At 70.0% G+C, this 10,673-nt stretch carries 10 protein-coding genes and 1 pseudogene; 5 read left to right on the top strand and 6 right to left on the bottom strand.

Features of this window, described 5'->3' with window-relative positions:
* Position 1 precedes the first annotated feature (1 nt).
* The 3 genes from A5695_RS25855 to A5695_RS25845 all read left to right on the top strand — a co-directional run bounded on the left by A5695_RS25855 (position 2) and on the right by A5695_RS25845 (position 3,681).
* A complete protein-coding gene (locus A5695_RS25855) occupies positions 2–697 on the top strand; it encodes an SDR family oxidoreductase (RefSeq protein WP_068089353.1) in 696 nt (231 codons plus the stop codon).
* Complete coding sequence (locus A5695_RS25850; RefSeq protein WP_231974981.1) at positions 688–1,647, top strand: glycosyltransferase family 9 protein; 960 nt, start codon at positions 688–690, stop codon at positions 1,645–1,647. Before A5695_RS25855 ends, A5695_RS25850 begins: the two co-directional genes overlap by 10 nt.
* A 240-nt stretch (positions 1,648–1,887) precedes the next feature.
* Positions 1,888–3,681, top strand: a complete 1,794-nt coding sequence (locus tag A5695_RS25845) for a thiamine pyrophosphate-requiring protein (RefSeq protein ID WP_068089348.1) — start codon at positions 1,888–1,890, stop codon at positions 3,679–3,681.
* A gap of 58 nt (positions 3,682–3,739) precedes the next feature.
* On the opposite strand, the gene A5695_RS25840 is transcribed toward A5695_RS25845, so the two are convergent.
* From A5695_RS25840 to A5695_RS25830, 3 genes are all read right to left on the bottom strand, one after another.
* The gene (locus A5695_RS25840; protein ID WP_068089345.1) at positions 3,740–4,405 is read right to left on the bottom strand and encodes a UdgX family uracil-DNA binding protein; all 666 of its coding nucleotides are present in this window, start codon (positions 4,403–4,405) and stop codon (positions 3,740–3,742) included.
* A 75-nt stretch (positions 4,406–4,480) separates the two neighbouring features.
* Positions 4,481–5,041: a hemerythrin domain-containing protein gene (locus A5695_RS25835; RefSeq protein WP_068089342.1), complete on the bottom strand. Its 561-nt coding sequence runs from the start codon at positions 5,039–5,041 to the stop codon at positions 4,481–4,483.
* Positions 5,042–5,291: 250 nt separating this feature from the next.
* Positions 5,292–5,900 carry a sensor domain-containing protein gene (locus A5695_RS25830; RefSeq protein ID WP_231974984.1) on the bottom strand — a complete coding sequence of 203 codons (609 nt, stop codon included), beginning with the start codon at positions 5,898–5,900 and terminating at the stop codon, positions 5,292–5,294.
* Between A5695_RS25830 and A5695_RS28115 the strand changes: the two genes are divergently transcribed.
* Entirely contained in the window at positions 5,860–6,444 is a 585-nt protein-coding gene (locus A5695_RS28115) for a sensor domain-containing protein (RefSeq protein WP_082946309.1), read from the top strand. The two genes, A5695_RS25830 and A5695_RS28115, sit on opposite strands and share 41 nt — an antisense overlap.
* Positions 6,445–6,453: 9 nt before the next feature.
* On the top strand, positions 6,454–7,422 hold the full coding sequence (locus A5695_RS25820; protein ID WP_068089334.1) for an aldo/keto reductase: 969 nt from the start codon (positions 6,454–6,456) through the stop codon (positions 7,420–7,422).
* Positions 7,423–7,475: 53 nt separating this feature from the next.
* Here the strand turns inward: A5695_RS25820 and A5695_RS25815 are convergent, their stop codons facing one another.
* The 3 genes and pseudogenes from A5695_RS25815 to A5695_RS25805 form a co-directional block, all read right to left on the bottom strand.
* On the bottom strand, positions 7,476–8,255 hold the full coding sequence (locus A5695_RS25815) for an SDR family oxidoreductase (protein ID WP_068089331.1): 780 nt from the start codon (positions 8,253–8,255) through the stop codon (positions 7,476–7,478).
* A 79-nt stretch (positions 8,256–8,334) separates the two neighbouring features.
* The gene (locus A5695_RS25810; protein WP_068089327.1) at positions 8,335–10,089 is read right to left on the bottom strand and encodes a diguanylate cyclase domain-containing protein; all 1,755 of its coding nucleotides are present in this window, start codon (positions 10,087–10,089) and stop codon (positions 8,335–8,337) included.
* Positions 10,090–10,207: 118 nt separating this feature from the next.
* Positions 10,208–10,673, bottom strand: a pseudogene (locus tag A5695_RS25805) (glycogen debranching enzyme); the annotation flags it as partial.

Here is a 10,673-nt window from a genome sequence, read left to right as displayed (position 1 = left end):
TATGACGTCACCTTCGCTCGGCGGTGTACTGATCTCCGGCGGCTCCTCGGGGCTGGGCGCGGCCGCGGTGTCCGCCGTGGCGCGGCGAGGCGGCCTGCCGCTGGTGATCGACAAGAAGCCGCCCGCCACTGATGTACCTTATGCCGCTTGCGATCTGGCCGACACCAGCGCCGTCGCCGCCGCGGTAGACTCGCTGGCCGAGCGGGCCGGTGGCCGGCTCACCGGCGTCTTCACCGCGGCCGGCATCGACTCCTGCGGCACGCTCGAGCAGGTCCCGGCCAAGGAGTGGGAGCAAGTCATCGCCGTGAATCTGGTCGGCACCGCGGCCGTCATCCGGGCGGCCCTCCCGTACCTGCGGGCGACCCAGGGGCGCGTCGTCACGTGCGCTTCGACGCTGGGCATCAAGGCGGTCGGCGACGCCACCGCCTACTGCGCGTCCAAATTCGGGGTCGTCGGCTTCACCCGTGCCCTGGCGGCCGAACTGGCGGGAGAGGTGGGCGTGACGCTGCTCATCCCCGGCGGCATGCACACGCCGTTCTTCGACGCGCGCACCGAGCAATACAAGCCGCCGGCGGACGCCAAGCTCAACCAGCCCGGTGACGTCGCCGAGACGGTGCTGTTCGCCCTTTCCCAGCCCGCCGGGTGCGAGGTGCGCGAGCTCGTGGTGTGCGCCTCCACGGAGTCGTCTTGGCCTTGACGCCGGAGGTCGGCGGGGACGACAGCATCGTCGTGCTGCGCGCCCTGGGGCTCGGTGACCTACTCACGGCGGTGCCCGCGCTGCGGGGGCTGCGCCGGCGATACCCGGGGGCCCGGGTCATGCTCGCCGCACCTGACCGCTACCGCGAACTGGCCATGCTCACCGGCGCGATCGACGAACTCCTGCCCACCACCTGCCTGGGCGACGTGCAGCCGTTGCCGGGCCCCCCGGCGCTGGGCATCAACCTGCACGGGTGTGGACCGGAAAGCATCGACCACCTGCTGGACTGGGCGCCGCAGTCGGTGCTCACCCACCACCACCGACGCCATCCGAGCCTCGAGGGACCCCCATGGCGGCCGGAGGCGCACGAGGTCGACCGCTGGTGCGCGCTGCTCGAGTGGGCCGGAATCCCCTGCGATGCCACCGATGTGCTGATACCGCGGCCCGAAGGGATTCCGTTCGACCAGACCGGTGCCGTCGTGATCCACCCGGGCGCCTCCGCGCCGGCGCGCCAGTGGCCCGTGAACCGCTTCGCCGCGGTCGCCGCGGCGCTCGCCGACGACGGCTACGACGTGATCATCACCGGGTCCGCCGCCGAATTCGATCTCGCGCACCAGGTAGCCCATACGGCCGGCCTGCCCCGCACGGCGGTGGTGTCCGGGCTGCTCGACCTTCCCGCGCTGACCGCCCTGGTGTCGGACAGCCGGCTGGTGATCTGTGGGGACACCGGCCTGGCGCACCTGGCCGCCGCGACGGGCACGGCCTCGGTGGTGTTGTTCGGGCCCACCTCTCCGGCCCGCTGGGGCCCGCGCGGCCCGGCGCCGCACGTCGCGCTGTGGACCGGCGGCGTCGGCGATCCGCACGCCGCCGTGCCGCACGAGGGACTGCTGCTGATCACCGTCGCGCGCGTGCTGTCCGCGAGCCGGCAGATCCTGCGGGGAAGCGCATGAGCGATCCCCGCCGGCATGGTCGGCGCAAGCTATGCCGGGCTTTCTAACCGGCGCATCCCCGTTGGTGGCCGCCATTATCTGGGAATCCGCTGAATGTTTCGGCGGTGGCCATGGCGGGCGAATAACAGCCGGGATTGCGGGTAACCCCAGACGTTGCGGGAAGCGTGAGGCCGCCCATGCCTGGGACCGTCGGAGTGACCCCCGCCAGCATCCGAAGCGTCTGTCTAGGAGGACAATTCAATGTCTAAGCAAGAGGTCTCGGACTACCTGCTGGAGCGGCTGCGCGGGTGGGGCGTCGAACACGTCTTCGCCTTTCCCGGCGACGGGATCAACGGGATCCTCGCCGCCTTCGGTCGCGCGGACAACAAGCCAATGTTCATCCAGTCGCGGCACGAGGAGATGAGCGCGTTCGAGGCGGTGGGCTACGCCAAATTCACCGACCGTGTCGGGGTGTGCATGGCCACCTCGGGCCCGGGCGCGATCCACCTGCTCAACGGCCTGTACGACGCGAAACTCGACCACGTTCCGGTGGTGGCCATCGTCGGGCAGACCAACCGCAGCGCCATGGGCGGTTCCTACCAGCAAGAGGTCGACCTGCTGACGTTGTTCAAAGACGTCGCGAGCGACTACGTCCAAATGGTCACCGTGCCAGAGCAATTGCCCAATGTGCTGGACCGCGCCATCCGGGTGGCGATCGCCCAGCGCGCACCGACGGCGATCATCATCCCATCGGATGTTCAGGAACTTGAGTATTCACCGCCCACCCACGCGTTCAAGATGGTGCCCTCCAGCCTGGGTATCGAGTGGCCGGCGGTCTCCCCCGACGACGCGGCGATCAGGCGCGCGGCCGACATCCTCAACGCGGGCAGCAAGGTCGCCATGCTGGTCGGCAGCGGCGCGAGCGGGGCCCGCGACGAGCTGAGCGAGGTCGCCGACCTGCTCGGCGCCGGCGCGGCCAAGGCCCTGTTGGGCAAGGACGTGCTGAGCGACGAATTACCTTGGGTGACAGGGTCTATCGGGCTGCTGGGCACGCGACCCAGCTACGAACTGATGCGGGACTGCGACACGCTGCTCACGGTGGGATCGAATTTCCCCTACTCGCAATTCCTACCGCAGTTCGATCAGTGCCGCGCGGTGCAAATCGACATCGACGGCCGGTTCATCGGCATGCGTTACCCCTACGAGGTCAACCTGGTTTCCGATGCGAAGTCCGCACTGCGCGCCCTGATACCGCACCTGCGCCGCAAAGAGGATCGCACCTGGCGCGAGACGATCGAATCCAACGTGTCCCGCTGGTGGGAGACGATGGAGAAGGAGGCGAAGGTCAGCGCCGACCCGATCAACCCGATGCGGTTGTTCTCCGAGGCATCCCCGATGCTGCCCGACGACGCCATCGTCACCGCCGATTCCGGCTCGGCGGCCAACTGGTACGCGCGCCAGCTGAAGTTCCGCGGCAACATGCGAGGTTCGCTGTCCGGCACCCTGGCCACGATGGGACCCGCCGTGCCGTACGCCATCGGCGCCAAATTCGCCCACCCGCGCCGGCCCGTCATCGCATTCGTGGGCGACGGCGCCATGCAGATGAATGGCATGGCCGAACTCATCACGATCAAGCGCTACTGGCACGAGTGGGATGACCCGCGGCTGATCGTGGCGATCCTGCACAACAACGACCTCAACCAGGTCACCTGGGAGATGCGCGCGATGGGCGGGGCGCCGAAATTCGCTGAGTCGCAGAACCTTCCGGACGTTGACTTCGCCGCGTTCGCCGCCAGCCTCGGCCTCAACGCAATGGCCATCAAGGACCCGGACGAGCTCGGGGACGCGTGGCGCAACGCCCTCTCGGCGGACCGTCCGACCGTGCTCGACGTTTTCACCGACCCCGACATGCCGCCGATCCCGCCGCACGCCACCTGGGATCAGTTCAAGGCGGCCACCACCGCGGTGCTCTCCGGTGACGAGGACCGGGTCGGCTTCGTCAAGGTCGGCCTCAAGACCAAGGCCCAGGAGTTCATGCCGCACAAGAAGGGCTGACCCCCCATCCTCGAAAACCGCTTCACGGCGCACGGAATCGATGGCCACGCGCTCGCCGTCAGCCGCTAACGGTCACTCCCGAACGCGCGCTGCGCAGGTCGTCGACGAAGAGCCGGTAGGCCTCCTCGCGTCCATCGCTACGGTCGCGTAGCACGGCCGACGGATGCACCGTCGCCACCACGGTCGGCTCGGGCTCGACGTCGACGACGATGGAGGCGGGCAGCCGCAAATTCCGGCCGCGCTGGGTGGACACCCGAAAGTCGGCTCCCAGCAACGATTGTGCCGCGGTCGCGCCAAGGCACACGACGACCTGCGGTCGTACCGCCTCGATCTCGGCGAGGAGCCAGGGCCGGCAGGCGACCACCTCGGTGCGGCCCGGCTTCTGGTGGATCCGGCGCTTGTCGCCCTTGCGGGTGAACTTGAAGTGCTTGACCGCGTTCGTCTCGTACGTCAGCGCGGGATCGATGCCGGCGTCTTCCAGGGCGCGGGCGAGCAACCGCCCGGCCGGACCGACGAACGGCTCACCCGCGCGATCCTCCTTATCACCCGGCTGCTCGCCCACCAGCATCATCGGCGCGCCCGGATGTCCGCGGCCAAAGACGGTCTGGGTGGCGTCGGCGAAAAGCGGACAACCGCGGCAACATTCGGCCGCACCGCGAAGCGCGTCCAGCCCCCGGTCCTCGGGCAGATAACGCGCGGCACCCGGCGCCTTGGTTGCGGTCATGGCGCTCCTTGCCCGCCCCGTCGGGGCTGGGGCGCCCCCGCTCCCATCGAAGCGGGGGCGCCCCATTGAGTCGTGCTAGCCCTTGCCGACGATGGCGTCGCGGGCTCGGTCGAGCATCGCCGCGAACGGTCCCGCGGCCAGGTTGGCCGCCTGCGACTCGACTCCGGCGTGCGGCCGGGTCGGCGCGATCGCCTCGGCGAGCTTGGCCGCGCGACCCATCCGCTCGAGCTCCTGGCCGCTCAATTCCTGGCCCAGCTTGGAGAACTCGTCGTGCTCCTCGTGCTCGGCGTGTTCGACCACCGCGTCGCGCAGCTGGGTCAACAGGCTGGTGAACTCCGCGCTGTCCACGTCGAGCTTCTCCAGCTTCTGCAGCACCGTCTTGGCCTCGTGCTCTTCGTGCAGTCGCTCGTCGACCACCGCTGCGCCGTCGGAAAGTTTCCGCTTGGCGCGCGGGTGCACGATTTCCTCCTCGGCCGTTTCGTGGACGGCCAGCAGTCGCCGCAGTTCGACGAACGCCTTCTCGCGTTCTTTGCCCGTCGCCGCCAGGGTTTCGGCGAACAACGACTTGATCTGCTGGTGCTGACTAACAAGAAAGTCGACCACATCGGTGGGCGACTTGATGGCGCTCTGAGCCATGATGTCCTTCCCATTCCTTCCGCGCGCGGGCTGTTGCGCGCTCCTGTTCGGCTACCCGACGAACTCGGCGACCAAACGGCACGGCCGTCCCCAGTGGGTAGTTCCTCATCCAGTCGCGAACGAGCAGGACGCCGTGGTGAGCGTCGCCAAGCCGCGCCTCTGAGCCCCGGTTTCGGCTACATTTCGGGCAGGTTGGCCGGTAAGGAGGCGCTGTCGTGACCAACCCGCAAGACCCGTATTGGCAACATCCCTACACGTACGACCCGCTCGGTCGGGTTCCGCCGACGCCGCCCCCGGTGGAGCCGCCGCATTGGCGCCATCCCGCCAGCACCGCCGCCAGCTGGGCCCGCGCGGCCGCCGGGTCATGGAAGGCGACAACCGCCTCGATGACCTGGGTGGACTTCAGGAAGCTGCGCGAGTCGCGGAACTCGGTCGCGCGGTATCCGGCGATGCCGCCGCCGGCGTAGGCGTCGGACGTTCCGGGCGCGATGCTGCCCCAGCATTCCGGCCGGTCGATGGCTCCCTGCGCGCCGGGGCGGCCCGGGTTGTCCCAGGTCTGGCCGGCCTCGAGGTTTTGGTCGGACGTGATGGTGCGCAGGGCGTTCGCGCCGGGCAGTAACCCCGCCAGGGCGTCGGGCGCGACCGGACCGGGGGACGCGGGGGGTGCGGCGCTGGTCGTCGTGGCGGGCCCGGCGGTCTGGGTGGACGGGGCCGCGCCGACGGTGACCCACGCGACGACGGCGACCACGGCGAGGGTCATGAACGCGTAGGACAGCGCCGCACCCCCCGCGTCCCCCGGTCCGGTCGCGCCCGACGCCCTGGCGGGGTTACTGCCCGGCGCGAACGCCCTGCGCACCATCACGTCCGACCAAAACCTCGAGGCCGGCCAGACCTGGGACAACCCGGGCCGCCCCGGCGCGCAGGGAGCCATCGACCGGCCGGAATGCTGGGGCAGCATCGCGCCCGGAACGTCCGACGCCTACGCCGGCGGCGGCATCGCCGGATACCGCGCGACCGAGTTCCGCGACTCGCGCAGCTTCCTGAAGTCCACCCAGGTCATCGAGGCGGTTGTCGCCTTCCATGACCCGGCGGCCGCGCGGGCCCAGCTGGCGGCGGTGCTGGCGGGATGGCGCCAATGCGGCGGCTCCACCGTGACGCTGACTCCGCCCAACGGGGAGTCGCTGGCGTTTTCGGTGGGCGCGCCCGCCGATGCGGGCAGCGGGGTCACCACGTTGGATCTGACGCCCAGGGGACTGCAGATCCGCTCGGCCCGCGTGATCGCGGCCAAGGCCAACGTGATCGTCGACCTGATGGTGTCCTGCAGCGGCACGACCGACGGCGCCCAGCCGCGGCTGGGCGGGCTGGGCATCGCCAACTACGTGCTGGGGAAGCTGCCTGGCTAGGGTGGACATATGCGGTATGTCGACGTCGACGGAGTGGGCCGGGTCAGCCGAATCGGCCTGGGCACCTGGCAGTTCGGGTCGCGGGAGTGGGGCTACGGGGAGAGCTACGCCTCGGGCGACGCGGGTGAGATCGTGCGCCGCGCCCTGGCGCTGGGGGTGACGCTGTTCGACACGGCCGAGGTCTACGGGCTGGGCAAGAGCGAGCGGATCCTCGGCGAGGCGCTCGGCGACGAGCGCGCCAACGTCGCGGTGGCCAGCAAGATCATGCCCGTGGCGCCGTTCCCCGCGGTGGTCAAGCAGCGCGAGGGCGCCAGTGCGCGCCGGCTTGGCCTCGACCGCATCCCGCTCTACCAGATTCACCAGTCCAATCCGCTGGTTCCCGACACGGTGATCATGCCGGGCATGCGCGACCTGCTCGACGCCGGCAAGATCGGCGCGGTCGGCGTCTCCAATTACTCCCTGGCCCGGTGGCAGAAGGCCGACGCCGCGCTCGGCCGCCCGGTCGTCAGCAATCAGGTGCACTTTTCGCTGGCCCACGCCGGGCCGCTTCAGGACCTGGTGCCCTTCGCCGAGCGAGAGAACCGCATCGTGATCGCCTACAGTCCGCTCGAGCAGGGCCTGCTGGGCGGCAAATACGGCCCGGATAACCGGCCCGGTGGCATTCGGGCGCTCAATTCGCTGTTCGGCACCGAAAATCTGCGCCGCGTCGAGCCCCTCTTGCAGACGCTGCGCGACGTCGCGACCACCGTCGGCGCCAAGCCGGCCCAGGTCGCGCTGGCCTGGCTGATCAGTCACCCGGGCGTCGTCGCCATCCCCGGCGCGTCCAGCGTCGAGCAGCTCGAGTTCAACGTGGCCGCCGCCGACATCGACCTTTCCCCGGACGCCCGCGAGGCGCTCACCGGGGCGGCCCGCGCCTTCCGGCCGACCTCGGCCGGGCGGTTCCTGACCGACCTGGTCCGCGAGAAGCTGGGGCGCTAGACCGACGGCGGCGACCCGCAGCGCCCGGGCTCCGCCCGCGCTTGCGATCGCCGCTAGGACTGCGCGGAGTCCGCGAAGGCAGCGGGACTGGCCGGCGCGCCCCTGGCCACCACCACCGGCATCGAGGTCGCGGCGTTCGTCCGCAGGATGGTGTGCACCACGTCGATCAGGTCCGCGACCGGCATCAGCTTGCCGGGCATGCAACCGCGCGACGCCCACAGCGGCACCGCTTTCATGGCGAGGTCCATGTCCCAGTCGACGTTCATGCCGGTCTGACCGTCGCCCTCGCCACCCGCGCATTCGCCGACGATCAGGGTGGTGAAGCCGATGTCGGGGTGTTCGGCCCGCCAGGCGTCGACCATTCGTTCCAGGGCCGCCTTGCTGACGCCGTACGCGCCCAGGCCCGGCCACGGCGGCCCGAACGTGCCCGCGTCGGAGGACAGGTAGACCGCCTTGCCCGCGGAAACCGTCAGGTGCGGCACCGCCGCGGCGGTCACCAGCGCCGCGCCGATCACATTGGTGTCGAAGATGCGCCGCCAGGTGGCGGCGTCCGTGTCGACCATGCGGACCAGCGGGCCGACCGCCGGGGTGTAGACGACGTTGTCGATGCCGCCCAGGGCGTCGGCGGCGCCGGCGATCGCCGACCGGCACGACCCCTCATCGGTGACGTCACATTCGATGGCCACCGCACCCGGGCCGGCCTCCTTGGCCGCCGCCACGATGCGCTCGCGGCGCCGGGCCAGCAGGGCGACCTGATCGCCCCGCTCGGCGAGGCCGACACCGATGCAGCGACCCAGCCCACTCGAGGCGCCCACGACGACTGTCCTTGACATATTTGCCCTCTCTTGTAACGAGCTGCCGTGGGCAAAAACCTACCGGAAAGCACCCGGCGCATGTCGAGGGCTGAGCTGTCTAATTCCGGATGACGGTGTTTCGGTCACCCAGCTTGGCGCGGTACATCGCCTCGTCCGCCCGCGCCGTGATCGCGTCAGCCGAGTCTCCCGGAAGGGCGAGGGTGGCACCGATGCTCAGGGTTGCGCAGAGCGTCTGGCCGGAGACCTGGATGGGTTCGGCGGCACGACGACGAATCTTCTCGGCGATCCAGGCGAGTTCGTCGATGCCGCCAAGACCCGGCAACAGCACCAGAATTTCGTCGCCGCCAGTCCGGCCGACGGTGTCGCCACGGCGGACGCTGTCCTGGACTCGCGCCGCCAGGGTCGCGAGCACCAAGTCGCCGACGCCGTGTCCCCACGTGTCGTTGATGTCCTTGAAATGGTCGACGTCGCAGAACAACACTCCCAAGAAGGATCCGGCCGGTGGCGGGCGCTGCAGCGCGGTGGTCAGCCGGGCGAGGGCCTCGGCCCGGTTGACCAGGCCGGTCAGGGTGTCGAACCGGGCCAACCGCTCCAGGCGCTGTTCCGCCTCAACCTGCTCATCGATCATGCGCAGCGCCGCGATCAGGCCGCCGGTGTTGCCCTCGGCGTCGACATACGGTTTCCCGTGACCCTCGACCCAGTGATATTCGCCGTCGGCGCCGCGAACCCGGAACCGCTGCCGGACCGATTCGCCGGCGTCGACCCTGCGCAGTGCCGCGGCGACCGTCTCGCGGTCCCGCGGATAGATGTGGCGGTCGAAGTCTGAGCCCGTCCACGCGTGCGGCGGGCCGCCCAACGCGGCCTCGACAGACGGCGAGACCCACACGATCTCGCCGTCGCGCAGGTGCACGACGATGTCCACCGCGTTGTCGGCCAGGATCCGGTAGCGCGCCTCGGCGTCGGCACGTTCGTTGCTGACCAGCTCCTTCTCCAAAAACAGCTTCTGCTCGCGCTGGGTGAAGAAGAACGTGATGGTCCCCACGATGGCGGTGCCGAGCAGTATCGAGAAGGTCCATTCCGCGTGCTCGCCGAGCCCGAGTCGCAGGAAGAACGGCCGCGCCAGCGCGACCACGATCGGGAAACCGGCGAGGATGGCGACCAACCGAAGCAGCGACTTCCGATCCGGGCGGGCGAGCAGCCAGGCCACCGGGAACACCTCGGGGCGCGCCAGCACCGTCGCGGCGGCCACCGACAACAGGGCGAGGGCGGTTGCCAGCGCCTGCCCGGTCGAAGACGAAGTGCCTACCAGCGCCAAGGCGTCGAATATGTAGGCCCCGACGGTCACGAGTGGGATGGCCCCGCCGGCCGCCACGCACATGGGCCGGAGTGCGCCGACCCCGCGATCCACTCGGATCAGACCGGTGGCTGCCGCCAGGAACAGCGCCGACACACCCGTCTGGATGCTCGGCCGCCCCGGCCAGGTCCATCGTGACACCCGGACCGCGTCACCGAACCACACCTGGTCAAAGCCGGACGATGGTCTACCGGTGGCGTACTCGGCGAGGACGATCACCGCAACAGCACCCACAATCACCGCCAGGCCCCGCCCGCTCCACACTCGCGCGCGGGATGGGCGACCCGACTGGAGCAGAATCGCCGCGCCCAGCGCCACCAGGCACGCCCCGGTCCACGGCATCATCTCCGGCCAGGCCGGATAGAAGCGGGTCAGCCGATCAACGCCCGTCGCCCAGCCCACCCACGTCAGCGTGGCGAGACTGAACACCACCAGCAGGGCGATCCGTCGGCACCAGGCCACGTCGTTCAGGCAGGCGTCGTGGTTCGGCCTCTGCATCGGCTGCCTCTTCCTGCCCCGGACGGCGCAACCGACAGTTTGCGCGGGAAGGCGACCGATGCCCGAGGGCACAAGGTAACCGATCCGTGGGCGAAAGGTCCCCGGCCACTCGGGCGAATCAGCCCCTGTCGGGGGCCTGCAACACCACCGCGGTGTGCGCGTCCACGGTGAGCATGCCTCCGCCGGGCACTTCCTCCGCGGGCGTCTCCTCCTCCGGGCCGGTGAAGACCACGAGTTGCCAGGCGGCGCCGAATTCCTTTGGCGGCAAGGTGAACTCGATCGGCTCGTAGTGGGCGTTGAAGCAGAGCAGGAACGAGTCGTCGAACACCCGCTGCCCCCGCGCGTCGCGGCCCGGGATGCCGTGTCCGTTGAGGAACACCGCGACGGACTTCGCGAATCCGGCGCCCCAGTCCTCCTCGGTCATCTCGGTGCCCTCGGGGGTGAACCACGCGATGTCGGGCAGCCCGTCCTGTCCGCGGCGGCCCAACGGCTTGCCGGAGAAGAACCGGCGCCGGCGGAAGACCGGATGGTTGGCGCGCAGCGCCGACACCAGACGGGTGAACTCCAGCAGGCCGTTGTCCGCC

It is taken from the genome of Mycobacterium sp. E1747 (assembly GCF_001667775.1).
Lineage (GTDB): Bacteria > Actinomycetota > Actinomycetes > Mycobacteriales > Mycobacteriaceae > Mycobacterium.
This window is presented reverse-complemented; position numbering and strand designations above follow the sequence as displayed.